Raw genomic sequence first — 24,740 nt, 5'->3', positions numbered from 1 at the left:
TTTCTTTATTAAGGGTATTCCTGACGAGCATGCAGGACACCCACTATTTCAATATGTGCAGCCAGCACGCGGTAAACCACAATGTAATTAGGATGAACGACCATTTCACGCGTCCCGTTTACCCTGCCTGGCCGGAACAGATAAGGATGTTCTGCTAACGGGATAACCGACTCTTCAATGCGTTGCAACAGAGCCTCAGCGGCAACGGGATTTCGCTCCGCGATAAAGGCAAGCAGCGTGTATAAACCCGTTTTTGCTTCGTCAGTCCATTTGACGATCAACATGAAGGTCAGGCCGATTTTCTTTTGGCTTTTGCCTGTTCGATAATGTGTCGAGCACCGGCCATGACCTCGTCATGGGGGACGCGCGGGGTGTCGCTATTGATGGAAGATTCCACCGTGCTTCTGAACCAACGATCATAGCTATCAGCCTGCTCTTGAGTCTCAAACTCAGAAACGATGGGATCCAATTTTGTCGGCATGACGCACTCCTCAACAGCTGATATTTTAATCAGTATAACGACTTCCTTTCATTGAACCAAGCGGTGGCGACGCGAGCGCGCCGCCACATGAGCGCCGGGCCGCGATCATTCGTCGACGGTAAAGCCCATCATCATGCCGGTATCTTCGTGTTCCAACAGGTGGCAGTGGGCCATATACGCATGTTCGCTGCTTGCCGGATGATCGAAGCGCACCAGCACTTCGCTGCGCCACCCTTCGACGCGCACCGTGTCCTTCCAGCCGCTGCGATGCGCCGCCGGCGGTTTACCGTTTTCCGACAAGATACGGAACTGGGTGCCGTGAATGTGGAACGGGTGCAACATCATGTCGCCCTCACCGGAAATGGTCCATTTCTCATACTGGCCCCGTTTGGCGGCGAACATCGGCTTGGTCATGTCGAAGGCCTTGCCGTTGATCATGTTGCCGTGGCTGAAGTCGAACGGTTTGGCTTTGCCCTGCGCGCCGCCGTGATCCATCCCGGCCATCTTGCCATGATCCATGCCTTTCATGTTGCCGTGATCCATGCCCTGCATGCCGCCCTTTTCCATGCCTTTCATGTTACCGTGGTCCATGCCTTGCATGTCTCCAGCGCCCGTCGCGCCATGATTCATGCTCATGCCGGCCATCGCCTGGTGGCCATAGCGATCCATCAGCGCCTGCATGCCCAGCATATCCAGCTGCGGATCCATCATCAGCTGTAGCCAGCGCTCCTGGATACCGGTGATAGCAGGTAATGTCGGCAGCTTCACCAGGCTATCCGGCATGGCTTTAATGCCCTGCGCCAGCGAGGGCTGAATGCGCAGCACCGGCAGCGGTTGATCGAACGGCGCCAACGTCATGCCCATCTGCTTCACCGGCAACGTCACGATATCGAACGCTTTCCCATCCGAGGCATCGACCAGTACTTCAAAGCGTTCGCCCATCAGCATCGGCAGCTCGGTCAGCTTCACCGGCTCCGCCAGGAAACCGCCGTCGCTGGCGATAACGTACAGCGGACGGTTGTCACTGGCCGCCAGATTCAGCGAGCGGGCGTTACAACCGTTGAGGAAACGCAGACGCAGCCAGCCGCGCGGCGCCAGATGTTGAGGATACTGCGCGCCGTTGGTGAACATGCGATCGCCAAACCAGCCCACCGCCGCGCTCATCACGTCCAGGCGGTATTCGATCTGCGCGTCTTTGCCCAGCCGCTTATCCTGCAGGATCACCGGAATATCATCCTGCCCCCAGGTTTTCGGCAGAGGCAGTTTGGCGCTTTCGTCGTCTTCCAGCAGCACCAGCCCCGCCAGCCCCATCATCACCTGGCTGCCGGTTTTACCGTGCGTATGCGGGTGGAACCAGCAGGTGGCCGCCGGTTGATCAACGGTGAAATTCACCGTACGCGTCGCGCCGGGATGGATCAGCGCCTGCGGGCCGCCATCGACGTCGCCGGGAATTTCCAGGCCGTGCCAGTGGACGGTACTGGCCTCCGCCAGGCGGTTTTTGATATCGACCGTCACCGGCTGGCCACGCTGCAGCTTCACCGCCGGCCCGAGCAGCGCGCCGTTGAATCCCCAGGTTTTGGTGACGGCGCCGGGCAACCAGCGGGTTTCCCCCGCCTGCAGCGCCAGCGCAATCTTTCCCTGCGCGTCGGGCGTCAACAGCGGCGGTACCGGCAGGGCCGGCCTATCGGCCGCCCAGGCGGCTCGGCTCCATAACGGCAATGCGCTCGCCGCGCCCAGCGCGGCGGTTAATTTAATAAAATCACGGCGTAACATCGCTGACTCCCTTTTCTCAGTGACATAACTCAATGCCGCCAGCCTAAACCTTCCCCCAGGCGGAAGGTCAAGCCTTTCCTGGCGGTATTTTAAGCTATGCCTCACAATCAAGAGAGTGTGGCTGGCAAGCGCGACTCCGGCCCGCCGGCAATAAAATTTGGTGCCTTTACAGACAAGTGTGGTAACGTCAGCAGACGACAAACAGGCCTATTTCATGATGAAAAAAACAACGTTATCGATGCTGTTGCTGGCGATGCTGGGCTTCTCCAACGCCAGTCTGGCGCTGAATGAATCCGAGGCGGAAGATCTGGCCGATCTGACGGCGGTATTTATTTATTTGAAAAATGATTGCGGCTACAACGATTTGCCAAACGCGCAAATCAAACGCGCCATTGTCTATTTCGCGCAACAAAACCGCTGGGATTTGAGCAACTACAACAGTTTCAATATGAAGGCGCTGGGCGAAGACAGCTATCGCGATCTCAGCGGCATCGCCATTCCAACGCCCAAGAAGTGCAAATCGCTGGCGCGCGACTCGTTGAGCCTGCTGGCCTACGCCAATTAATTCTTTCCCCTTCTCCCATCCGCTTAACGCTCTCTCTGTCTGAAATTCAACCGTGCATCGCCAGGCAGAGTTAGCTATGATGTTGCGCCGATTTTTCATGGCTGTTATTACGGAGTTTCCCGCACATGACCCAGAAAGAAATTTGGTACGAAACGCTGCATACGGGCTTCGGCCAGTACTTCTCGGTAGAGAAGGTGCTGTACCGCGAGAAGACCGATCATCAGGATCTGGTGATCTTCGAGAACCCGGAGCTGGGGCGCGTGATGGCGCTCGACGGCGTGGTGCAAACCACCGAGCGTGACGAGTTCATCTATCACGAAATGCTGACCCACGTGCCGCTGCTGGCGCACGGCCGGGCGAAGAAAGTACTGATCATCGGCGGCGGCGACGGCGGCATGCTGCGCGAAGTCAGCCGGCACCCTGGCGTGGAGCAGATCACCATGGTCGAGATCGACGCCGGCGTCGTCGAGTTCTGCCGCCAGTACCTGCCCAACCACAGCGCCGGCGCCTATGACGATCCGCGCTTCAAGCTGGTGATCGACGACGGCGTCAACTTCGTGAATCAAACCGACGAAACGTTCGATGTGATCATCTCCGACTGCACCGATCCGATCGGCCCCGGCGAAAGCCTGTTCACCTCGGCGTTTTATGAAGGCTGCGCCCGCTGCCTGAATGAGGGCGGCATTTTCGTCGCGCAAAACGGCGTCTGTTTTCTGCAGCAGGACGAGGCGGTCAACAGCCACGCCAAACTGAGCCGCTACTTTAGCGACGTCAGCTTCTATCAGGCGGCGATCCCGACCTATTACGGCGGCATCATGACCTTCGCCTGGGCGAGCCAGGACCCGGCGCTGCGCCAGCGCGATCTGCCTGCCCTGCAACAGCGCTTTAACCAAAGCGGCCTACACTGCCGTTATTACAACCCGGCAATTCACGTCGGCAGCTTTGCCCTGCCGCAATATTTGCTCAATGCCCTGAACGTAACACGTTAAGCGAGAAGATAAAGGAGGTGGCCCAAATTGCATAAGCTAAAACTGCACGGCTTCAACAACCTGACCAAGAGCCTGAGTTTTTGTATTTACGATATTTGTTACGCCAAAACCGCGGACGATCGCGACGGCTATATCGCCTACATAGACGAACAATATAACGCCAACCGGTTAACCGAGATCCTGAGCGAAACCTGCTCGATCATCGGCGCCAATATTCTGAACATCGCGCGTCAGGACTACGAGCCGCAGGGCGCCAGCGTCACCATCCTGGTCAGCGAAGAGCCGATCGATCCGAAAGACGTCGATACGTCGGAACACCCCGGTCCGCTGCCAAATACGGTCGTCGCGCACCTGGACAAAAGCCATATCTGCGTACACACCTACCCGGAAAGCCATCCGGAAGGCGGGCTGTGCACCTTCCGCGCCGATATCGAGGTTTCGACCTGCGGCGTCATTTCGCCCCTCAAGGCGCTGAACTATTTAATTCACCAGCTGGAATCCGACATCGTCACCATGGACTATCGCGTGCGTGGTTTTACCCGTGACGTGAACGGCGTGAAACATTACATCGATCATGAGATCAATTCGATCCAGAACTTTATGTCGGAAGACATCAAGGCGCTGTACCACATGATGGACGTGAACGTTTACCAGGAAAATATCTTCCATACCAAGATGTTGCTGAAGGATTTCGATCTGAAGCACTACCTGTTTAACGCGGAGCCGGAGGCGTTGAGCGCCGCCGAGCGCAAGCAGATCACCGATCTGTTATGGAAAGAGATGCAGGAAATCTATTACGGCCGCAATATTCCGCATCTGTGATGGAAAGGGCGCGGCACGCCGCGCCCTGATGCTTAGTACTTCAGCATGAAAGAACGATAGGCTTTCAACACCAGCAGGAAATCCTCAACGCCGCAGAATGAGAGGCTTTCTTCGTCGTAATAGTTCATCCCCTCTTCCATTTCATCGCCCTCGAACTCCAGCTGATTGGCGCGGATCATCACTTCTTCACCATCCATCAGCAGCGTATATTCATGGCCTTCCAGCTGCCATTGACGCTCGCTGCCTTTGACCTCGGCCGCACCGGCTTCAATGCGGTCCAGCAGGTTGAAATCGCCTTTGACTTCTTCGTTGATCCAGTGGCCAATCGCTTCATGCCCCATCGAAAATCTGACGATCACCTGACCGGTGACGTCACGCAGAAATTCGTAATCCATAGCATGCCCTCCTGAGCCCTTTTTCTTAGTGTAAACATAAATGGCTGACTAACTCAGTGAGCGCTCGCAAAGTTGGCAACTGAGCAAAATAAAACGGGAGGCCAAGGCCTCCCGTTAAACAGCTGCGCAATATAGCGGCTTACACGGCGGTTTGGAAGATCACGCCGTCGGCTTTTTCGGTGTACTGCCCCAGCTGGTCAAAGTTCAGGTAGCGGTAGGTATCCGCCGCCGTCTTGTCGACCTGCGCCATATAGGTCTGGTACTCGTCCGGCGTCGGCAGGCGGCCCAGCAGGGACGCTACCGCGGCCAGTTCGGCAGACGCCAGATAGACGTTGGCGCCGGTGCCCAGACGGTTCGGGAAGTTACGGGTTGAGGTGGAAACCACCGTCGCGCCGTCCGCCACGCGCGCCTGGTTACCCATGCACAGCGAGCAGCCCGGGATCTCGATACGCGCACCGCTCTTGCCGAAGACGCTGTAGTAGCCTTCTTCGGTCAGCTGAGCCGCATCCATCTTGGTTGGCGGCGCCACCCACAGACGGGTCGGCAGCTGGCCCTTGTGCTGATCCAGCAGCTTGCCGGCCGCACGGAAGTGGCCGATGTTGGTCATGCAAGAACCGATGAACACTTCATCGATTTTGCTGTTGGCCACGTCGGACAGCAGGCGTGCGTCGTCAGGATCGTTCGGTGCGCACAGGATCGGCTCTTTGATCTCGTTCAGATCGATGTCGATCACCGCTGCGTATTCCGCATCCGCATCGCCTTCCAGCAGTTGCGGATCCGCCAGCCATTTTTCCATGCCCTGAATACGGCGCTCCAGCGTACGGCGATCGCCGTAGCCTTCGGAGATCATCCACTTCAGCAGCACGATGTTGGAGTTCAGGTACTCTTCGATCGGCGCCTTGTCCAGCTTGATGGTACAACCGGCGGCGGAACGTTCGGCGGACGCATCGGTCAGCTCAAACGCCTGCTCGACCTTCAGATCCGGCAGGCCTTCGATCTCCAGAATGCGGCCGGAGAAGATGTTTTTCTTGCCCTTCTTCTCGACGGTCAGCAGACCTTGCTGGATCGCGTAGTAAGGGATGGCGTGCACCAAATCGCGCAGGGTGATGCCCGGCTGCATTTTGCCTTTGAAGCGCACCAGCACCGACTCAGGCATATCCAGCGGCATGACGCCGGTCGCGGCGGCAAACGCCACCAGGCCGGAACCGGCCGGGAAGGAGATGCCGATCGGGAAGCGGGTGTGGGAATCGCCGCCGGTGCCGACGGTGTCAGGCAGCAGCATGCGGTTCAGCCAGGAGTGGATCACGCCGTCGCCCGGGCGCAGCGAGACGCCGCCGCGGTTCATGATGAAATCAGGCAGCGTGTGGTGCGTGGTCACGTCGACCGGTTTCGGGTACGCAGCGGTGTGGCAGAACGACTGCATGACCAGATCGGCGGAGAAGCCGAGGCAGGCCAGGTCTTTCAGCTCATCGCGGGTCATCGGGCCGGTGGTGTCCTGAGAGCCGACGGAGGTCATCTTCGGTTCGCAGTATTCGCCAGGGCGAATGCCGGCGACGCCGCAGGCGCGGCCGACCATTTTCTGCGCCAGCGAGAAGCCTTTGCTGCTGGCGGCAACCGGTTTGGCGATGCGGAACACGTCGCTGTGCGGCAGACCCAGCGCTTCGCGCGCCTTGGTGGTCAGGCCGCGGCCGATGATCAGCGGGATACGGCCGCCGGCGCGCACTTCATCCAGCAGCACGTCGGTTTTCAGCTCGAAGTTGGCGATCAGCGCGCCGGTCTCGTGGTTGCGCACTTCACCTTTGTACGGGTAAACGTCGATCACGTCGCCCATGTTCAGCTCGGACACGTCCACTTCGATCGGCAAGGCGCCGGCATCTTCCATGGTGTTGAAGAAGATAGGCGCAATCTTGCCGCCCAGCACCACGCCGCCGCCGCGCTTGTTCGGCACGTGCGGGATGTCGTCGCCCATAAACCACAGCACCGAGTTGGTGGCGGATTTACGGGAGGAACCGGTGCCGACCACGTCGCCGACGTAGGCCAGCGGGAAGCCTTTCTTGTTCAGCAGCTCGATCTGTTTGATCGGGCCGACGCTGCCAGGCTGATCCGGCACGATGCCTTCACGTTCGTTTTTCAGCATCGCCAGCGCGTGCAGCGGGATGTCCGGACGCGACCAGGCGTCCGGCGCCGGAGACAGGTCGTCGGTGTTGGTTTCGCCGGTGACTTTGAACACGGTGACGGTGATCTTTTCCGCCAGCTCCGGGCGCGACAGGTACCATTCGGCATCGGCCCAGGACTGCATGATCTGCTTGGCGTGCGCGTTGCCGGCCTTGGCCTTCTCTTCCACATCGTAGAAGTTGTCGAACATCAGCAGCGTGTGGGACAGCGCTTTGGCGGCGATCGGCGCCAGCTTTTCGTTGTCCAGCGCTTCGATCAGCGGGTGAATGTTATAGCCGCCCTGCATGGTGCCTAACAGTTCAATCGCTTTCTCGGGGGTAACCAGGGGGGATGTCGCTTCACCTTTGGCGATGGCCGCCAGGAAACCTGCTTTGACGTAGGCGGCTTCGTCGACGCCCGGTGGAACACGGTTAATCAGCAGGTCTAACAGGAATTCTTCTTCGCCTTTTGGCGGATTCTTCAGTAGTTCGACCAGCGCGGCCATTTGGGTGGCGTCTAGCGGCTTAGGGGCGATGCCCTCAGCAGCACGCTCGGCTACGTGCTTACGGTATTCTTCTAGCACGACGTTCTCCTCGCTCTCATTGTCATTTATTGTGCCTGGCGTATATGCAAACCGGGTTTATACCCTTTGGGTTTCACTCTGTGGCTAGGCGATCGGCCCGTAAAGGCCCCGAAACGGTGATTGGGGCAAACAAGCACGGTCAAACAGCGTTACAGCATGAAAGACTGATGGGTAGAGCGCACGGCGATATTGATGCCATCTATCCTGACGGGGCACTGCTGTCGATGTCCTGGACTGTAAGGTACAGTGCCCGGTTCCGCTCAGCCAGCATATCAGGATTTGAAACGGTTGTTAATTCGTTCACATAAAAGCAACATTAAATCTTTGCTGAATCGTTGAGCGCAGCGTAATCGGCTGCCGGACAAACAGGGCATTATATCCACATAATTAAAACGGATATAAGCATGAGGATCGGAATTTGGCGCAGCGGCCACAAAAAAACCGCTCTCTGAATCTGAGCCAAAAAAAACGGCCCCTTTTCAGGAGCCGCTTGTTAACCGATCAAGCCAGCAGAATTACTTCTTCTTGGCTTTCGGGTTAGGCAGGTCGGTGATGCTGCCTTCATAGATTTCCGCCGCCAGGCCCACGGATTCGTGCAGGGTCGGGTGAGCGTGGATGGTCAGCGCGATGTCTTCTGCGTCGCAGCCCATCTCGATAGCCAGACCGATTTCACCCAGCAGCTCGCCGCCGTTGGTGCCGACAATCGCGCCACCGATGATGCGGTGAGTTTCTTTGTCGAAGATCAGTTTGGTCATGCCGTCTGCACAATCGGAAGCGATCGCACGGCCGGAAGCCGCCCACGGGAAGGTGGAGGTTTCGTAGCTGATGCCTTTCTCTTTCGCTTCTTTCTCGGTCAGACCCACCCATGCCACTTCCGGCTCGGTGTAAGCGATGGATGGGATCACTTTCGGATCGAAGTAGTGCTTCATGCCGGCGATAACTTCTGCGGCGACGTGGCCTTCGTGCACGCCTTTGTGCGCCAGCATCGGCTGACCGACGATGTCGCCGATGGCGAAGATGTGCGGCACGTTGGTGCGCAGCTGCTTGTCGACGTTGATGAAGCCACGCTCGTCAACTTCCACACCGGCTTTGCCGGCATCCAGCAGTTTGCCGTTCGGCACGCGGCCGATCGCCACCAGCACCGCGTCGTAACGCTGTGGTTCTGCCGGCGCTTTTTTACCTTCCATCGTGACGTAGATGCCGTCTTCTTTGGCTTCTACCGCGGTCACTTTGGTTTCCAGCATCAGGTTGAACTGCTTGCTGATACGTTTGGTGAAGACTTTCACCACGTCTTTATCTGCCGCCGGGATAACCTGATCGAACATTTCAACGACGTCGATCTGTGAACCCAGCGCATGGTATACGGTGCCCATTTCCAGGCCGATGATGCCGCCGCCCATAACCAGCAGACGCTCTGGGACGGTTTTCAGTTCCAGCGCATCGGTAGAATCCCACACGCGTGGATCTTCATGAGGAATGAATGGCAGTTGGATCGGACGAGAACCTGCGGCGATGATGGCATTGTCGAAGTTGATGGTGGTTGGGCCGTTTTCGCCTTCCACAACCAGGGTGTTAGCGCCGGTGAACTTGCCCAGGCCGTTGACCACTTTCACTTTACGGCCTTTGGCCATGCCAGCCAGACCGCCGGTCAGCTGAGTGATGACTTTTTCTTTCCAGACGCGCACTTTGTCGATGTCGGTTTTCGGCTCGCCGAAAACGATGCCGTGTTCGGCCAGCGCTTTGGCTTCTTCGATCACTTTGGCAACGTGCAGCAGTGCTTTGGAAGGGATACATCCCACGTTCAGGCAAACCCCGCCCAGAGTGGAATAACGTTCAACCAGAACGGTTTCAAGACCTAAGTCAGCGCAACGAAAGGCTGCAGAGTAACCTGCCGGGCCCGCCCCAAGTACCACGACCTGAGTTTTAATTTCAGTACTCATCATGACCTCTTAATTGATTGTCCGGCGGGTCAGACGTCATTTTTATGGCTAATCGATCTCATAACGCCCTTCATCCACCGGGACGCTTACACCGCGAGCAGTTTACAGAATTGTTAATAATCTGCAAAGCGTGTTCGAGTGACCCGTGTCTCAACAATTTTGTCGAGTTATGCAAAATCCGACAAAACTGCTACAGAATCGTCAGGGGCGCAGCATGCTGCGCCCCTTTTGCATTACATCACCAGACGGCGAATGTCGGACAACATGTTGTTGATGATGGTGATGAAGCGCGCACCATCGGCACCGTCGATAACGCGGTGGTCGAAGGACAGCGACATCGGCATCATCAGGCGCGGCATGAACTCTTTACCGTTCCAGACCGGCTCCATCGCAGACTTGGAGACGCCCAGGATAGCCACTTCCGGCGCGTTGACGATCGGCGCGAAGTGAGTCGTCCCGATACCGCCCAGGCTGGAGATGGTGAAGCAGCCGCCCTGCATCTCGCCCGCGGTCAACTTGCCGTCGCGCGCTTTCTTGGAGATGGTCATCAGCTCGCGAGACAGCTCGGTGATGCTCTTCTTGTTCACGTCCTTGAACACCGGAACCACCAGCCCGTTCGGGGTATCTACCGCCACGCCGATGTTGATGTATTTCTTCAGCGTCAGCTTCTGACCGTCTTCGGACAGCGAGCTGTTGAAGCGCGGCATCTGCTCCAGAGCGGCAGCAACGGCTTTCATGATGAACACGACAGGCGTGAACTTCACGTCCAGCTTGCGCTTGGCCGCTTCTTCGTTCTGCTGCTTGCGGAACGCTTCCAGATCGGTGATGTCGGTTTTGTCGAAGTGAGTCACGTGCGGGATCATCACCCAGTTGCGGCTCAGGTTCGCACCAGAGATCTTCTGGATGCGGCCCATTTCGACTTCTTCGATCTCGCCGAACTTGCTGAAGTCCACTTTCGGCCATGGCAGCATGCCCGGCAGACCGCCGCCGGCAGCAGCCGGAGCCGCTTCAGCGCGTTTCACCGCGTCTTTCACGTAAGCCTGAACGTCTTCGCGCAGGATGCGGCCTTTACGACCGGTGCCTTTCACTTTCGCCAGGTTAACGCCGAATTCACGCGCCAGACGACGAATGACCGGAGTCGCATGCACGTAGGCCGCGTTCTCGGCGAACTCGCCTTTGTCTTCAGCTTTCGCAGCCGGAGCGGCGGCTTTAGCGGCGGCCGGCGCCGGCGCAGCGTCCGCTTTAGCGGCTGGCGCGGCGGCAGCGGCAGGCGCAGCGCCTTCCACTTCGAACACCATGATCAGGGAGCCGGTTTTCACTTTGTCGCCGGTCGCGATCTTGATCTCTTTCACGGTGCCCGCGAACGGTGCTGGCACTTCCATAGAGGCCTTGTCGCCTTCCACGGTGATCAGAGACTGCTCGGCGGCAACCTTGTCGCCTACCTTGACCATCACTTCGGTCACTTCGACTTCGTCACCGCCGATGTCCGGCACAGCGACGTCTTTGGCCGCAGAGGCCGCAGGCGCTGCAGCGGCAGCCGGTGCTTCAGCCGCAGCCGGAGCAGCAGCGGAAGCGGCGCCGGCCACTTCGAACACCATGATCAGGGAACCGGTTTTCACTTTGTCGCCGGTCGCGATCTTGATCTCTTTCACGGTGCCCGCGAACGGCGCAGGGACTTCCATGGAAGCCTTGTCGCCTTCCACAGTGATCAGGGACTGCTCGGCTTCCACCTTGTCGCCCACTTTCACCAGGATCTCGGTCACTTCGACTTCGTCGGCGCCGATGTCCGGCACGGCAACGTCTTTGGCCGCAGCGGCAGCCGGGGCAGCTGCTGCCGCCGCCGGTTTTTCTTCCGCTTTCACCGCCGGTGCAGCTTCCGCTGCGCCTGCCGCTTCGAAGATCATGATCAGTTTGCCGGTTTCGGTTTTATCACCGACCGCCACTTTGATCTCTTTCACCACGCCCGCCTGCGGGGAGGGCACTTCCATGGAAGCCTTGTCGCCTTCCACGGTGATCAGCGATTGTTCCGCTTCAACTTTATCGCCGACCTTCACCAGAATCTCGGTGATTTCGACTTCATCTGCACCGATGTCCGGTACGTTGATTTCGATAGACATTATTCAGTACCTCTTAGGCCAGACGCGGGTTAACTTTTTCCGGGTTGATGTCGAATTTCTTGATTGCGTCAGCAACCACAGAAGCTTCGATCTCACCGCGTTTAGCCAGTTCACCCAGAGCAGCAACCACCACGTAGGACGCATCGACTTCGAAGTGGTGACGCAGGTTTTCGCGGCTGTCCGAACGACCGAAGCCGTCGGTGCCCAGTACGCGATAATCGCTGGCCGGCACATAAGTACGAACCTGTTCGGCGAACAGTTTCATGTAGTCGGTAGAGGCTACCGCCGGCGCGTCGCTCATCACCTGAGCGATGTAAGGCACGCGTGGCGTTTCGGTTGGGTGCAGCATGTTCCAGCGCTCGCAATCCTGGCCGTCGCGCGCCAGTTCGGTGAACGAGGTCACGCTGTAGGTGTCGGAACCCACGCCGTAGTCCTTCGCCAGGATCTGCGCAGCTTCGCGCACGTGGCGCAGGATGGCGCCGGAGCCCAGCAGCTGCACCTTGCCTTTGCTGCCTTCCAGCGTTTCCAGCTTGTAGATACCCTTGCGGATACCTTCTTCCGCACCCTGCGGCATCGCAGGCATGTGGTAGTTTTCGTTCAGCGTGGTCAGGTAGTAGTACACGTTTTCCGGGTTGTCGCCATACATGCGCACCAGACCGTCGTGCATGATCACCGCCACTTCGTACGCGTAAGCCGGATCGTAAGAGATGCAGTTAGGGATGGTCAGAGACTGAATGTGGCTGTGGCCATCTTCGTGCTGCAGACCTTCGCCGTTCAGGGTAGTACGGCCCGAGGTCCCGCCGATCAGGAAGCCGCGCGCCTGTTGGTCGCCCGCTGCCCAGCACAGGTCGCCGATACGTTGGAAACCGAACATCGAGTAGTAGATGTAGAACGGAATCATCGGCAGATCGTTGGTGCTGTAGGAGGTCGCTGCGGCCAGCCAGGAAGAGGCTGCGCCCAGTTCGTTGATGCCTTCCTGCAGGATTTGGCCTTTCTCGTCTTCTTTGTAGTAAGCAACCTGCTCACGGTCCTGCGGGGTGTACTGCTGGCCGTTCGGGCTGTAGATACCGATCTGACGGAACAGACCTTCCATACCGAAGGTACGCGCTTCGTCGGCGATGATTGGCACCAGGCGATCTTTGATCGACTTGTTCTTCAGCATCACGTTCAGGGCACGCACGAAGGCGATAGTGGTGGAGATCTCTTTGTTCTGCTCTTCCAGCAGCGAGCTGAAATCTTCCAGCGCCGGCATTTCCAGCTTCTGGGTGAACTCCGGCAGACGGGTAGGCACGTAGCCTTTCAGCGCCTGGCGACGTTCGTGCAGGTATTTGTACTCTTCGGAATCTTTCTCGAAGGTGATGTACGGCAGTTTTTCGATGTCAGCATCGGCAACCGGCACGTTGAAACGATCGCGGAAGTGGTGAACCCCTTCCATGTTCATTTTCTTCACCTGGTGAGCGATGTTTTTACCTTCCGCGGTTTCACCCATGCCGTAACCTTTGATGGTGTGGGCCAGGATAACGGTCGGTTTGCCTTTGGTGTCCTGCGCTTTTTTCAGTGCAGCGAAGATTTTCTTCGGATCGTGACCACCACGGTTCAGCGCCCAGATTTCGTCGTCGGTCATGTCTTTGACCAGCGCCGCGGTTTCCGGGTAACGGCCGAAGAAGTGCTCGCGCACGTAAGCGCCGTCTTTGGATTTGAAGGTCTGGTAGTCGCCGTCCAGGGTCTCGTTCATCAGCTGAACCAGTTTACCGCTGGTGTCTTTGCGCAGCAGCTCGTCCCAACGGCCGCCCCAGATCACTTTCAGCACCTGCCAGCCTGCGCCGGAGAAGATGCCTTCCAGTTCGTTGATGATCTTGCCGTTACCGGTGACCGGGCCGTCCAGGCGCTGCAGGTTGCAGTTGATGACGAACACCAGGTTGTCCAGCTTCTCGCGGGTGGCGATGGTGATGGCGCCTTTGGATTCCGGCTCATCCATCTCGCCGTCGCCCAGGAAGGCGTAAACGGTCTGTTCAGAGGTGTCTTTCAGGCCGCGGTGTTCCAGGTATTTCAGGAACTTCGCCTGATAGATGGCGCTGATTGGGCCCAGGCCCATGGATACGGTCGGGAACTGCCAGAATTCCGGCATCAGCTTAGGATGCGGGTAAGAGGACAGACCGTTGCCGTGCACTTCCTGACGGAAGTTGTTCATCTGTTCTTCGGTCAGGCGGCCTTCAAGGAAGGCGCGCGCGTAAACGCCCGGAGAGATGTGGCCCTGGAAGTAGACCAGGTCGCCGCCGTCTTTCTCGTTGCGTGCGCGGAAGAAGTGGTTAAAGCAGACTTCATAGAAGGTCGCGGAAGACTGGAAGGAAGCCATGTGGCCGCCCAGCTCCAGGTCTTTCTTGGATGCGCGCAGAACGGTCATGATCGCATTCCAACGGATCGCAGAGCGAATGCGGCGTTCCAGATCCAGGTTGCCTGGGTAAGCCGGTTCGTCTTCTACCGCGATGGTGTTGACGTAGTTGTGCGCTGCAGCACCGGCCGCAACGTTAACGCCGCCTTTGCGGGCTTCTCCCAATACCTGATCAATCAGAAACTGAGCTCGCTCAACACCCTCTTCACGGATGACCGATTCGATCGCCTGCAGCCAGTCGCGGGTTTCGATCGGATCCACGTCATTGTTTAAACGTTCTGACATGGTGGTATTCCTTATCTGTCTAATGGTTTGTTTGGAGCCTGTCTTCCTGTGCTCTGTGAAAAAACACACGAAGACAGGCCCATCAGTTTAGTTGCCGCTTAAGTACTTAACTAAGTACCTCGAACTTAACCCCCGCAGGCTGGTGTACCCTGAAGAGGACAGCTCTTAATCCTTGCGTTGCTGGAGACGCCGCAGCGATCTCTCGCGCCGAGTATGCTCCCGGCTGAGATCCAGCAAGATTTCCTCGATAAACGCCAAGTGGCGATGCGAGGCTTCACGGGCCTTTTCCGGCTCGCGTGCCACAATCGCCTCAAAAATTCCGGCGCGGTGGCTGCTCACTTTTGCCAACATCTCACGGCGCGAGTAGAGCAATTCAAAGTTCTGACGCACGTTCTGTTCCAGCATCGGCCCCATGCAGCGTAGCAGGTGAAGTAACACAACGTTGTGAGCGGCTTCGGTCACGGCGATTTGATACTGCATGACCGCATCGGCTTCGGCGTCGAGATCGCCGCTGTCTTGAGCCTGTTGAATCACGATGTGGCAGTCGCGGATGCGCGCCAGATCTTCATCGGTGCCGCGCAGCGCCGCGTAATAGGCGGCAATGCCTTCCAGCGCGTGACGGGTTTCCAGCAGATCGAACTGTGATTCGGGATGGTCGGCCAGCAGCTCGGCCAGCGGATCGCTGAAGCTCTGCCACAGATTAGTTTGCACGAAGGTGCCGCCGCCCTGACGGCGCAGGAGCAGCCCTTTCGCTTCAAGGCGCTGAATGGCCTCTCTCAGAGAAGGACGGGAGACATCAAATTGTTTCGCCAGCTCGCGCTCCGGAGGCAGTTTTTCGCCTGGGCGCAGTGTCCCCTCGAGGATCAGGTATTCGAGCTGTTGCTCGATAACATCTGACAACTTGGGTTGGCGGATTTTGCTGTAGGCCATGAGTGAATTCTTCTCTGCGAATGGCGCGGAGTCAATTGGTAATACCAATTTCAAAAACGTGACGGTAAAGTAACAAAGTATTCACCTCCTGTCCATACGGGCCTTGATCGAAATCAGGTTACCCGCACATTTTAACACCCCGCTGAAAACCCCGCTGCAAACCGGTAACGCCGTGATGGTATTACCATTTACGCGGCGGGTTGGGGATTTAACTTTTACCAAACCTTACGCAAGGCAGAGTGCAAACTTTTTGCCCGAGTTTTATTGCATGGTTATTACGCTTTAATGAATGGCTATTTGGCGAGCAGCGCAACGGTGGTTAGTTCATTATTTGAACGCAGCCCACCGTTCAGATCTACGTTATTTTTGCGCATTATGTGATTTGTTGCTTATTTCATGCACTGAATCCCCCCTGCCGTCACACAACCCGCATTTTGTTTCCTAAACTGCTGCAATCTTAATCACTCACACGACAAAGCAGGTGCAAACCGACGCACATAACATTATTCTCTGCCAAACGGTAGCGGCGCCGTGGAATTAATAGCTATAACGCCGTAAATAAAACAAAACACACATCGTAACCACTGCTTTACAGGCAGGTGGGCATTCACAACGACAGAGGGTTAGATTGATGGATGGTCAACAGCATGGTGACCAGCTGAAGCGCGGCCTGAAAAACCGCCATATTCAGCTCATCGCCTTAGGTGGCGCAATCGGCACCGGGTTATTTCTCGGTATCGCTCAAACAATAAAAATGGCCGGCCCGTCAGTGCTCCTCGGCTACGCCATCGGCGGCTTCATCGCGTTTCTGATCATGCGCCAGTTGGGAGAAATGGTGGTAGAAGAGCCGGTCGCCGGTTCCTTCAGCCACTTCGCCTACAAATACTGGGGCAACTTCGCCGGCTTCGCCTCCGGCTGGAACTACTGGGTGCTGTATGTCCTGGTGGCGATGGCGGAGCTGACGGCGGTCGGCATCTACGTGCAGTACTGGTGGCCGGAGATCCCCACCTGGGTTTCCGCCGCGGTATTCTTCCTGGCGATCAACGCCATCAACCTGGCCAACGTCAAAGTTTACGGCGAGATGGAGTTCTGGTTCGCCATCATCAAAGTGGTGGCGATTATCGGCATGATCGTGTTCGGCGCCTACCTGCTGTTCAGCGGCATGGGCGGCCCGGAAGCCACCGTCACCAACCTGTGGGCGCAGGGCGGGTTCTTCCCGAACGGCGTCATGGGTCTGGTGATGGCGATGGCGGTGATCATGTTCTCCTTCGGCGGCCTCGAGCTGGTCGGCATCACCGCCGCCGAAGCCGACAACCCGCAAAAAAGCATTCCGAAAGCCACCAATCAGGTGATCTACCGCATCCTGATCTTCTATATCGGTTCGCTGGCCATTCTGCTGTCGCTGTACCCGTGGGGCAAAGTGGTCGAAGGCGGCAGCCCGTTCGTGCTGATCTTCCACGCGCTGAACAGCAACCTGGTGGCGACCGTGCTGAACATCGTGGTGCTCACCGCCGCGCTGTCGGTCTACAACAGCTGCGTCTACTGCAACAGCCGCATGCTGTACGGCCTGGCGCAACAAGGCAACGGTCCGAAAAGCCTGCTGAAGGTCGACGGCCGCGGCGTGCCGGTGGTGGCCATCGGCATTTCTGCCCTCGCCACCGCGCTGTGCGTGCTGATTAACTACCTGATCCCGGGCCGCGCCTTCGAACTGCTGATGGCGCTGGTGGTGTCGGCGCTGGTGATCAACTGGGCGATGATCAGCCTGGCGCACCTGAAATTCCGCGCCGCCAAAAACCGCGAAGGCGTGGTGCCGAAGTTCAAAGCGTTCTGGTACCCGTTCAGCAACTACCTGTGCCTGCTGTTCATGGCCGGTATCCTGGTGATCATGTACCTGACGCCGGGCATTCAAATCTCGGTGCTGCTGATCCCGGTATGGGTGGCGATCCTGGCCGTCGGTTACGCCATCAAACAGCGCAGCCAGCGCGTCGACGGCGTCACCAGCCGTTGAATCCCGCGACCGCGCAATAAAATGGCCCGCAGATGCGGGCCATTTTTTTTTGCCTGAACGCCGCTTACTTGCGCAGCGCTTTCACCTGCTCGGCGGTGATGTCCGCCGGCAAATCGCCCCAGGTCACCCGCAGGTAATTTACCAGTTCCGCCACGTCGGCATCGCTCAAACGCTCGCCGAAGCCCGGCATGCTCTGCATGCTTTCACCGTTCGGGAACTGCTGGGCCGGCAGGCCGTCCAGCACCGACACGATCAGGTTCTTGCCGTCCGCCTGGCGCAGCGTGGCGTTATCGCGCATCGCCGGCGCGACATGCGGTTTGCCCTCGCCTTCACGTGCATGGCAGCCGGCGCACTGATCCAGATAGGTCATGCGCCCGGCATCGCTGCCTTGGCCCATTTTCACCGGTACCGCCGCCGGCGGCTGCTCGCCCATCAGATACAGCGCCAGCGCCTGATGGTCTTCCGGCGTCAAATAACGGGTGCTGAGATCCACCACCATATGCATCTCACTGAAGGCGGAACCCTGCGGCGCAAGACCGGTGCTGAGGAAGCGGCTGACGTCCTGCGGCGTCCAGCCGCGCTGCGCCAGACCGTGCGGCGTAATGTCCGGCGCCATGAAGCGGCCGAGATCGCCGCCCTGCATCGGCTTGCCGAGATCCATCTGCCCCAGCGCGCCGCGCAGCGTGTGACATTCGCCACAGTGGCCCAGCACATCGGCCAGATAGCGGCCGCGCTGCCATTGCGGTGAGCTGCCCTGCGAGCTGGCCGGCAGCGGATCCTGGCTGCGGAACAGCAGGTTCCAGCCGATCAGCGCCATGCGCTGGTTGAACGGGAACGGCATCTCGTTGGCCGGAATGGCCACGTCCACCGCCGGGCGCGTCATCAGGTAAGCGTAGATGTCGTCGGCGTCCTGACGCGACATGCCCTTATACGAAGTGTAAGGCATCGCCGGGTACAGGTGCCGCCCGCCCGGCGCCACGCCCTGCGTCAGCGCCAGGAAGAAGTCGTCCTTGCTCCAGCGCCCGATGCCGTGGTCGGCCGATGGCGTCAGGTTGCTGCCGTAAATCGTGCCGAACGGCGTGTCCAACGGATAGCCGCCGGCCAACGGCGCCCCGCCGCTGGCGGTATGGCAGGCGGCGCAGTCGGCGGCCTGCGCCAGATAGCGGCCGCGCGCGATCTGTTCGGTGCTGGCGGTCACCTGCTGCACCGGGCCGTCGTAACGGCGGTTTTCCCGCCACCACAACAGCGCAATCACCACGATCGCCACCAGCACAATCAACACTGCGAGACGTTTTTTCATTGTGCCGTCTCCTTTAACAGCCCCGGCGTTTTCAGCACCACGTCGCGCACCGCTTCGTAGTAACGCACGTAGCCGGTGCAGCGGCAGATATGGCTGTCCAGCGCCTGCTCGATGGCGTTTTCCAGCTGATCGCGGGCAATCGGCTCACGCTTGAGCTTTTCCACGAAAATGGTGGCGGCATTGACGAAGCCCGGCGTGCAGTAGCCGCACTGGAAGCTGTAGTGCTCCAGAAACGCCTGCTGGATCGGCGACAGCTCAACCACCTCGCCCTGTTCGTCCACCTTGGCGTGGCCCTCGACGGTGCGCACTTTCTTGCCGTTGAAGAAATGCGCGCCGGTGATGCAGGTACGCACCTCTTCGCTGGTGCCGCTCGGGTGATCGACGATCGCCACGCAAGCGTGGCAAATGCCCTGCCCGCAACCGAGGCGAGAACCGGTCAGATCGAGATACTCGTGCAGGAAATCGATCATCATCAAGCCTTCCGGCACCTCGATCGGGCCGTACTGTTTCTCGTTGATGGTCAGGGAAATCGGCTGGGTTTTAATGCTCATTGTAATACCTCACGAATATTTTCTGCACGAACGGGCAAATCACGGAAACGGTGGCCGGTGGCGTCGGCGATGGCGTTGACCAGCGCGGCCACGATCGGGATCATCACCACTTCCGCCATGCCTTTCGGCGGATCGGTTTCCGACAGCGCCGGCAGGATGTCGCCGCTCTGTTTCCACACCGCCACGTCGCTGGCGCGCGGCAGGTGGTAACGGTTGAAGTTCCAGGTGCCGTTGCCCGGGCCGTCTTCGTACAGCGGTAAATATTCGTGCAGCGCATGGCCGATGCCCATCGCCAGCCCGCCCTGCAGCTGGCCGGAAACCAGTTCCGGCACGATCAGGTTGCCGCACTCCATGATCGAGTGATGATTCAACAACTCCACCTGGCCGGTGGCGATATCCACCGCCACTTCCGCCAGCGTGCCGACGGCGCTGTAGTAGGTCACCGCCGCATTGTTGCGCTGGGTCGGCGGGTAGTAGACCTGCCCGCGCGCCAGCGGCTTGAATTCGCCGTTGGCGTTGCGCAGCGCCATGCCGTCGATCGGCAGGCGTTCGCTTTTGCCGTTCAACGTGAAATCGGCCTCCGCCCACTGCCAGCGGTTGAACACGTGCACCGCCGCGCCGGTGACGCCGCCCATCTGATAAGCCGTCTTGGCCAGCAGTTCGAGGCTCAGCACCGACATGCCCGCCGCCGTCAGGCCGCCTTCGACCCAACGCGCATCCTCACGCCGCACCACCAGCGGCGCCGCCTGGCCGCCGCCGATGCCGGCCTGCCACAGCGCCATCGCCGCCGGCCACAGGCCGTGGTCGAAGATCAGGCGCGCCGCTTCGCGGGTGCTGTGCGAGAAGTAATAGGCCGAGTTGCTGGCGCTCGACGGCGAACAGTAGCTCGGCGTCCAGTTAGGGTTGGTTTGCAGCTTGTCCTGCTCTTCCTGCGACATCAGGTAAGGATCGCCGCTGGTGACCATCGGCAATACCGACCAGTCGGTGACCGAGAAGTGGGCTTCGTCGGCCGGTTTGCCCAGCCACTGCGCGCACAATACCGACTGCGAGGTCGACATGCCGGTGCCCATCTCCGCGCCGCTGTGATGCAGCGTGATGCGGCCATCTTCGCTCAGCTCCACCCGGGCGAACGAGGTTTCCGCCCCGGTGCCGAAGTCTTTCTGCACGCAGCCGAAGCCGACGCCATAGCGCTTGCCGGGATGGCGGCTCTCAAACTCGGCCTTGCGTTCGGCGCGCTTGAGCCACATCTCGTGCTTCGCCGCCTTCTCCAGCACTTCATCAGCGCGGATCGCACCGGCCGGGATCGCCCCCTGGGTGTTTTTCATGCCGGATTTCAGCACGTTGCGCAGGCGAAACTCGATCGGGTCGATCTTCAGCTCGGCGGCCAGCTCATCCACCATCATCTCGGTGGCGGCCATGCTCTGTAGCGTGCCGTAACCGCGCGCCGAACCGGCGTCGATGGCGCGTGAGGCCAGCCCGACCGACGACAGATCGCTTTTCGGGAAGTAGTAAATCGACTGGGCGGCGGTCGCGCCGACCATCACCACCGAAGGGGTGAAGTTGCTGCGGCCGCCGCCGTCCGCGGTCATGTCACCGAGGAACGACTGCATGACGCCGGTCTGCTTATTCACCGCGATGCGGTAGTTCATGTCGAACGCATGGCGCTTCAGCGCCGTCTGGAACTGTTCGAAGCGATCATTGGCCAGGCGCACCGGGTGGCCGTCGCCATACATTGCCGCCACCGCGCCGTAATACGGGAAGTTGTAGTGATCTTTCGAGCCGTAGCCCACGGTGTAGCACGGGTGCAGGATCAGCTGTTTCACCGGCGGGTTGCGCTTGGCCAGCATGCGCGGCATCTCGTCGGCCACTTCCTGCGGCGACTGAGTCGGCACCACCAGATGCAGGGTTTGCGTCTGCGCGTCGAACCAGCCGTTGGCGTTGTCCGGCTCCAGCGCCGAGGTGTCGATCGACTGCGTGGTGTAGCGGCGTGACATCACCAGCCAGTCGGCCGGCGGATTCGCCAACTCGTCGGCGATCAGGCCCGCATAGCGCATGCCTTCCTGATCCAGCTTGCCGCCCTCGCGCCCTTCCGGCCACACCGGCAGGTGTTTTTTCATCGATACCGGGAAGATCGGCGTATCCTTCAGGCTGGAGAAGCGATCGTCGTCGAACGGCTGTTCTCCCCCCACCCGCACGTAACGGAAACTGCCCCAGGGATCGCGCTCCAGCGGGCCGGTGACCGCGCCGTATTTGATGGTTTCCTCACGGAATTTCAGCTTGTCCTTGGCGAAGCGGAAACGGGCGAAGTCGTGATAGATCAGGATCGCCACCGCCTGGCCGAGATAGGCAGGGGTTTTGCCGTTCGGCAGCAGCATGTCGTCACCGTAGAACGCCGGAAAGGCCAGGCCATCGCGCGCCAGATCTTCCGCCGTTACTAGGCGATCGGGCTGCAGATCGTCCCCCAGCAGCGACAGATCGACCCCCTCGAACAGCCGGTCGGCTTTGGTCACGCGCAGAATGAAGGCGTGCGCCTGTTTCTGCGGCCAGTGCGGCATGTCCACCGCGCGGATATCGCGTGCGAACACCTTCTGCCCCATGACCTTGGCGCGGCCGTCGATACGGAAACGCACGCGCTTGGCCTGCGGATCCCAGTTGGGTGACTGGAGGATTTTTTGCTCGAACAGCGCGGCGTAGGCGCGGCTGTACAGGGGGGCGAGGTACACGGAGACCCCCGCAATCACGGCGCTTTTGATAAAGCGGCGCCGCGACGGGTTGAAATTGCTCATAAATAAGTCCTTCACGTCTTTCTTGTAATTGGTTTTTGTTCGCGGTGTTGTTGCGCAAACGCTGACGACCTTGCCGTAGACGTCATAAGCATATGCTTATAACTAAAATTATGTGATGATTAACAGGCTGTTTTCAACAAAAAAACATTTACAAAACACAGGTAGTTTGTAGGCTAATAAATAATTTGCGCAAACGCGGACTTCAACCATGACCACGGGCATTGTCATTACCGCCGCCGGACGCGGAGAGCGCTTTATTCAGGCCGGCGGCCAGGGCAACAAATTGAACGCCGGGTTTGCCGATGCGGCGGGCGAGCGGCGTTCGCTGTTCGAGCACACCCTATGCCAGGCGCTGGCCTCCGGCCTGCCGGTACAGGTGGTGACCCGGCCGGATAATCTGCCGGTACTGGCAGCCTGCGCCGCCAACCAGGTGCCGGTCACCTTGCTCGCCAGCGCGGGCCTCGGAGACTCGATCGCCGCGGGCGTTGCGGCCACGCCGCACTGGCAGGGCTGGCTGATCCACCTGGCCGATATGCCATTCGTCGGCGCCGACGTTTTCCGACAGGTGGCGGATGCCTTACGGCAACACCCGATCGTGCGCCCCTGTTATGCGCAACAGCCCGGTCACCCGGTCGGCTTTTCCGCTCTATTGCGCAAACCACTTTGCCAACTGCGCGGCGATAATGGCGCGCGTGAACTGCTGCAAGGCGCGGCAGTCCACCTGCTGCCGCTTGAGCACCCCGGCGTCGTGCGGGATATTGATCTTCCATCGCAACTCCCGGCCAGCGAGTAAATTCACCTATGCAACATCTTGATGTCACCGTGGTCAGCCAGGCGATAAGCTGGCTGCAACAACAGCCGGTTTGGTTATGCACCGTGCTCAGCACCTATGGCTCTTCGCCGCGCTCGCCGGGCGCGTTGATGGCGGCGACCCGCGACGGCCGCTACAGCGGCTCATTGTCGGGCGGGTGCGTGGAGGAGGACTTTCTGCGGCGCGTGGCCGCCGGGGAGTATCAGGCGGCCAGCCAGGTGATTCGTTATGGCGAAGGCGGCATGACGCCCAACGTGGCGCTGCCGTGCGGCGGCGTGCTGGACGTGCTGATCGAGTATCTGCCGGCGGGAGAAACCAGCGTCGCTTACCTGCAGCGCATCGCCGGCGCGCTGGAAGGGCATCATGCGTTGCTCAAACGCCTGACGCTGCCCCACGCCTGCCACAGCCTCGAGCAGAGTCATTTCACCAGCGCTACCCAGGTGGAACGCCGGCTCGAGCAGATCACGCTGCATATCGCGGCCGCGCCGCGCCTGCTGATCGCCGGGCTGTCCAGCGTGGCGCTGTACTGCGCCGATTTCGCCGTGGCGCTGGGGTTTGAGGTGCTGGTGTGCGAGAACCGGCCGGAGGCGCTGGACAACTTCGCCGCCGAGCTGAAGCCCGGCGTGACGCTGCTGCGCCAGTTTCCGGCCAAGTTCATCGAAGAGGGGGGCTGCCACGCCAATACCGCCGTCGTGGCGCTGACCCACGATCCGCGTATGGACGATCTGACGCTGATGGAAGCGATCCACACCCCGGCGTTTTATATCGGCGCCATGGGCTCGCTCAGAAACAGCGCACGCCGGCGCCAGCGGTTGCAGCAGATTGCCGAATTCACGCCGCAGGAGTTGGAACGCATCCATGCGCCGATCGGCCTGCCGCTCGGCAGCAAAACGCCGGCGGAGATCGCCCTGGCGGTGATGGCGGCGATCGTGCAGCAGAAAAACCGGCGACCGGCCGCCGACGGGATCAGTGCAACGGCACCACCGGCACCAGATGCTGCAGCTCCAGATGCAGCTCCTCTTTCCCGCTCAGCGAATAGCTGAACACCGTCATGTCCGGCCCGTCACCGCGGGCCAGCCCCATTTCGGGCAGCACCTGCGTGTAGATTTGAATGATGTGATCATTGAGCGCCACCGGCTTGCCGGAATAGCGAAAACGGCAAAACTCGCCGTGGATCTCCGGCAGCGGCTCCAGCGCCACGCCTTCACGCAGCGGGTAGTCCGTCGTCACGCCCAGGGTATAGTCGACCCTGACCCGCTCGCCGTCCGGCACCAGTTGGGTAAACGAATAGGTTTGCGTCGGGCGCTCGCCCAACAAGGTGTAAAACTGCGCCCGCAGCGCGCTGCGCTGCGGCAGATGCGACTTGTCCAACTTTTCGATATCCAGGTGATAAGCGTACTGTTTGCCATGAAAGGCGTATTGCCCTCTGGCGATGCTGACGCGTTCGACCTGAATATCGCCAGGCTGGCTGGCCGCCAGCGAACGCACCAGATTGCTGAAGTCCTGTTTGCGGGCATGACGATACACGCTGGGCGATTCGGCGAAATGTTTCTTGAAACAGCGCGAGAACGTCTGCTGATTATCGAATTGATACTCGACCGAAATATCGAGGATGCTCTTCTGCGTGAAACGCAAGGCGAAGGCGGCGATGTAGAGGCGGCGAGCGCGAATGTAGGAAGCTAACGATAATCCGGTCTGCTTCTTGAACATGCGCTGCAGGTACCATTTCGTATAGCCTGACTTGGCGGAAACGATATCCAACGACAGCGGATTGGTCAGGTTATCTTCAATCCAGACCAGCAGTTCCCTGATATGATTTTCCTGCGTTCCCATGTGCTTGCTGAAACCTTCTGTTGCC

Annotated in this window: 19 protein-coding genes; 6 read left to right on the top strand and 13 right to left on the bottom strand. The window is 59.3% G+C overall.

Annotation, left to right across the window (positions count from 1 at the left end; genetic code table 11):
* Positions 1 to 8: 8 nt before the first annotated feature.
* The 3 genes from ACJ8IJ_RS13355 to cueO all read right to left on the bottom strand — a co-directional run bounded on the left by ACJ8IJ_RS13355 (position 9) and on the right by cueO (position 2,254).
* The gene (locus tag ACJ8IJ_RS13355; RefSeq protein WP_004937524.1) at positions 9 to 284 is read right to left on the bottom strand and encodes a type II toxin-antitoxin system RelE/ParE family toxin; all 276 of its coding nucleotides are present in this window, start codon (positions 282 to 284) and stop codon (positions 9 to 11) included.
* A 5-nt stretch (positions 285 to 289) separates the two neighbouring features.
* Entirely contained in the window at positions 290 to 481 is a 192-nt protein-coding gene (relB, locus tag ACJ8IJ_RS13350; protein ID WP_004937521.1) for a type II toxin-antitoxin system RelB family antitoxin, read from the bottom strand.
* A gap of 105 nt (positions 482 to 586) precedes the next feature.
* On the bottom strand, positions 587 to 2,254 hold the full coding sequence (gene cueO / locus ACJ8IJ_RS13345) for a multicopper oxidase CueO (RefSeq protein WP_442518685.1): 1,668 nt from the start codon (positions 2,252 to 2,254) through the stop codon (positions 587 to 589).
* 217 nt (positions 2,255 to 2,471) lie between these two features.
* On the opposite strand from cueO, the gene ACJ8IJ_RS13340 reads away from it, so the two are divergent.
* From ACJ8IJ_RS13340 to speD, 3 genes are all read left to right on the top strand, one after another.
* Positions 2,472 to 2,819 (top strand): YacC family pilotin-like protein, encoded by a 348-nt coding sequence (locus ACJ8IJ_RS13340; RefSeq protein ID WP_004937515.1) that lies wholly within the window; start codon positions 2,472 to 2,474, stop codon positions 2,817 to 2,819.
* Positions 2,820 to 2,944: 125 nt separating this feature from the next.
* The gene (gene speE, locus ACJ8IJ_RS13335; protein ID WP_004937512.1) at positions 2,945 to 3,808 is read left to right on the top strand and encodes a polyamine aminopropyltransferase; all 864 of its coding nucleotides are present in this window, start codon (positions 2,945 to 2,947) and stop codon (positions 3,806 to 3,808) included.
* A 27-nt stretch (positions 3,809 to 3,835) separates the two neighbouring features.
* Complete coding sequence (gene speD, locus ACJ8IJ_RS13330) at positions 3,836 to 4,630, top strand: adenosylmethionine decarboxylase (protein ID WP_004937510.1); 795 nt, start codon at positions 3,836 to 3,838, stop codon at positions 4,628 to 4,630.
* A 32-nt stretch (positions 4,631 to 4,662) separates the two neighbouring features.
* Here the strand turns inward: speD and yacL are convergent, their stop codons facing one another.
* From yacL to pdhR, 6 genes are all read right to left on the bottom strand, one after another.
* A complete protein-coding gene (gene yacL, locus ACJ8IJ_RS13325; RefSeq protein ID WP_004937507.1) occupies positions 4,663 to 5,025 on the bottom strand; it encodes a protein YacL in 363 nt (120 codons plus the stop codon).
* A 139-nt stretch (positions 5,026 to 5,164) separates the two neighbouring features.
* Complete coding sequence (gene acnB, locus ACJ8IJ_RS13320; RefSeq protein WP_043141310.1) at positions 5,165 to 7,762, bottom strand: bifunctional aconitate hydratase 2/2-methylisocitrate dehydratase; 2,598 nt, start codon at positions 7,760 to 7,762, stop codon at positions 5,165 to 5,167.
* Positions 7,763 to 8,277: 515 nt separating this feature from the next.
* On the bottom strand, positions 8,278 to 9,702 hold the full coding sequence (gene lpdA, locus ACJ8IJ_RS13315; RefSeq protein WP_004937500.1) for a dihydrolipoyl dehydrogenase: 1,425 nt from the start codon (positions 9,700 to 9,702) through the stop codon (positions 8,278 to 8,280).
* A 233-nt stretch (positions 9,703 to 9,935) separates the two neighbouring features.
* Positions 9,936 to 11,819: a pyruvate dehydrogenase complex dihydrolipoyllysine-residue acetyltransferase gene (gene aceF / locus ACJ8IJ_RS13310; RefSeq protein WP_275095172.1), complete on the bottom strand. Its 1,884-nt coding sequence runs from the start codon at positions 11,817 to 11,819 to the stop codon at positions 9,936 to 9,938.
* A gap of 13 nt (positions 11,820 to 11,832) precedes the next feature.
* Positions 11,833 to 14,496 (bottom strand): pyruvate dehydrogenase (acetyl-transferring), homodimeric type, encoded by a 2,664-nt coding sequence (gene aceE / locus ACJ8IJ_RS13305; protein ID WP_004937495.1) that lies wholly within the window; start codon positions 14,494 to 14,496, stop codon positions 11,833 to 11,835.
* Between the two features lie 165 nt (positions 14,497 to 14,661).
* Positions 14,662 to 15,426: a pyruvate dehydrogenase complex transcriptional repressor PdhR gene (gene pdhR, locus ACJ8IJ_RS13300; protein WP_004937490.1), complete on the bottom strand. Its 765-nt coding sequence runs from the start codon at positions 15,424 to 15,426 to the stop codon at positions 14,662 to 14,664.
* A 631-nt stretch (positions 15,427 to 16,057) separates the two neighbouring features.
* Between pdhR and ACJ8IJ_RS13295 the strand changes: the two genes are divergently transcribed.
* Positions 16,058 to 17,434 carry an amino acid permease gene (locus ACJ8IJ_RS13295; protein ID WP_004937488.1) on the top strand — a complete coding sequence of 459 codons (1,377 nt, stop codon included), beginning with the start codon at positions 16,058 to 16,060 and terminating at the stop codon, positions 17,432 to 17,434.
* Positions 17,435 to 17,498: 64 nt separating this feature from the next.
* Here ACJ8IJ_RS13295 and ACJ8IJ_RS13290 read toward each other — a convergent pair whose 3' ends face one another.
* Genes ACJ8IJ_RS13290 through ACJ8IJ_RS13280 form a run of 3 tightly spaced genes read right to left on the bottom strand, consistent with a single transcriptional unit; the run spans position 17,499 to position 22,071 of the window.
* Positions 17,499 to 18,734: a c-type cytochrome gene (locus tag ACJ8IJ_RS13290; RefSeq protein ID WP_442518686.1), complete on the bottom strand. Its 1,236-nt coding sequence runs from the start codon at positions 18,732 to 18,734 to the stop codon at positions 17,499 to 17,501.
* On the bottom strand, positions 18,731 to 19,285 hold the full coding sequence (locus ACJ8IJ_RS13285; RefSeq protein WP_033639400.1) for a (2Fe-2S)-binding protein: 555 nt from the start codon (positions 19,283 to 19,285) through the stop codon (positions 18,731 to 18,733). The genes ACJ8IJ_RS13290 and ACJ8IJ_RS13285 overlap by 4 nt, the downstream gene beginning before the upstream one ends.
* A complete protein-coding gene (locus ACJ8IJ_RS13280; protein WP_015379039.1) occupies positions 19,282 to 22,071 on the bottom strand; it encodes a xanthine dehydrogenase family protein molybdopterin-binding subunit in 2,790 nt (929 codons plus the stop codon). Before ACJ8IJ_RS13280 ends, ACJ8IJ_RS13285 begins: the two co-directional genes overlap by 4 nt.
* A gap of 208 nt (positions 22,072 to 22,279) precedes the next feature.
* Here ACJ8IJ_RS13280 and ACJ8IJ_RS13275 point away from each other — a divergent pair, with 208 nt between their 5' ends.
* Together ACJ8IJ_RS13275 and ACJ8IJ_RS13270 are read left to right on the top strand one after the other, a co-directional pair.
* Positions 22,280 to 22,864, top strand: a complete 585-nt coding sequence (locus ACJ8IJ_RS13275; protein WP_048325364.1) for a nucleotidyltransferase family protein — start codon at positions 22,280 to 22,282, stop codon at positions 22,862 to 22,864.
* Between the two features lie 8 nt (positions 22,865 to 22,872).
* The gene (locus tag ACJ8IJ_RS13270; RefSeq protein ID WP_049189053.1) at positions 22,873 to 23,925 is read left to right on the top strand and encodes an XdhC family protein; all 1,053 of its coding nucleotides are present in this window, start codon (positions 22,873 to 22,875) and stop codon (positions 23,923 to 23,925) included.
* Here ACJ8IJ_RS13270 and ACJ8IJ_RS13265 read toward each other — a convergent pair.
* Positions 23,849 to 24,715 carry a helix-turn-helix domain-containing protein gene (locus ACJ8IJ_RS13265; RefSeq protein ID WP_131165518.1) on the bottom strand — a complete coding sequence of 289 codons (867 nt, stop codon included), beginning with the start codon at positions 24,713 to 24,715 and terminating at the stop codon, positions 23,849 to 23,851. The two genes, ACJ8IJ_RS13270 and ACJ8IJ_RS13265, sit on opposite strands and share 77 nt — an antisense overlap.
* Positions 24,716 to 24,740: the final 25 nt, after the last annotated feature.

This window comes from Serratia sp. CY40230, from assembly GCF_052168835.1.
GTDB lineage: Bacteria > Pseudomonadota > Gammaproteobacteria > Enterobacterales > Enterobacteriaceae > Serratia > Serratia nematodiphila.
This window is presented reverse-complemented; position numbering and strand designations above follow the sequence as displayed.

What these genes read in the sequence shown, in the direction of transcription:
- ACJ8IJ_RS13355 (WP_004937524.1), bottom strand. Translation starts at nt 284, where the DNA reads ATGTTGATCGTCAAATGGACTGACGAAGCAAAAACGGGTTTATACACG.
- relB (WP_004937521.1), bottom strand. Translation starts at nt 481, where the DNA reads ATGCCGACAAAATTGGATCCCATCGTTTCTGAGTTTGAGACTCAAGAG.
- cueO (WP_442518685.1), bottom strand. Translation starts at nt 2,254, where the DNA reads ATGTTACGCCGTGATTTTATTAAATTAACCGCCGCGCTGGGCGCGGCG.
- ACJ8IJ_RS13340 (WP_004937515.1), top strand. Translation starts at nt 2,472, where the DNA reads ATGAAAAAAACAACGTTATCGATGCTGTTGCTGGCGATGCTGGGCTTC.
- speE (WP_004937512.1), top strand. Translation starts at nt 2,945, where the DNA reads ATGACCCAGAAAGAAATTTGGTACGAAACGCTGCATACGGGCTTCGGC.
- yacL (WP_004937507.1), bottom strand. Translation starts at nt 5,025, where the DNA reads ATGGATTACGAATTTCTGCGTGACGTCACCGGTCAGGTGATCGTCAGA.
- lpdA (WP_004937500.1), bottom strand. Translation starts at nt 9,702, where the DNA reads ATGAGTACTGAAATTAAAACTCAGGTCGTGGTACTTGGGGCGGGCCCG.
- aceF (WP_275095172.1), bottom strand. Translation starts at nt 11,819, where the DNA reads ATGTCTATCGAAATCAACGTACCGGACATCGGTGCAGATGAAGTCGAA.
- aceE (WP_004937495.1), bottom strand. Translation starts at nt 14,496, where the DNA reads ATGTCAGAACGTTTAAACAATGACGTGGATCCGATCGAAACCCGCGAC.
- pdhR (WP_004937490.1), bottom strand. Translation starts at nt 15,426, where the DNA reads ATGGCCTACAGCAAAATCCGCCAACCCAAGTTGTCAGATGTTATCGAG.
- ACJ8IJ_RS13295 (WP_004937488.1), top strand. Translation starts at nt 16,058, where the DNA reads ATGGATGGTCAACAGCATGGTGACCAGCTGAAGCGCGGCCTGAAAAAC.
- ACJ8IJ_RS13290 (WP_442518686.1), bottom strand. Translation starts at nt 18,734, where the DNA reads ATGAAAAAACGTCTCGCAGTGTTGATTGTGCTGGTGGCGATCGTGGTG.
- ACJ8IJ_RS13285 (WP_033639400.1), bottom strand. Translation starts at nt 19,285, where the DNA reads ATGAGCATTAAAACCCAGCCGATTTCCCTGACCATCAACGAGAAACAG.
- ACJ8IJ_RS13280 (WP_015379039.1), bottom strand. Translation starts at nt 22,071, where the DNA reads ATGAGCAATTTCAACCCGTCGCGGCGCCGCTTTATCAAAAGCGCCGTG.
- ACJ8IJ_RS13275 (WP_048325364.1), top strand. Translation starts at nt 22,280, where the DNA reads ATGACCACGGGCATTGTCATTACCGCCGCCGGACGCGGAGAGCGCTTT.
- ACJ8IJ_RS13270 (WP_049189053.1), top strand. Translation starts at nt 22,873, where the DNA reads ATGCAACATCTTGATGTCACCGTGGTCAGCCAGGCGATAAGCTGGCTG.
- ACJ8IJ_RS13265 (WP_131165518.1), bottom strand. Translation starts at nt 24,715, where the DNA reads ATGGGAACGCAGGAAAATCATATCAGGGAACTGCTGGTCTGGATTGAA.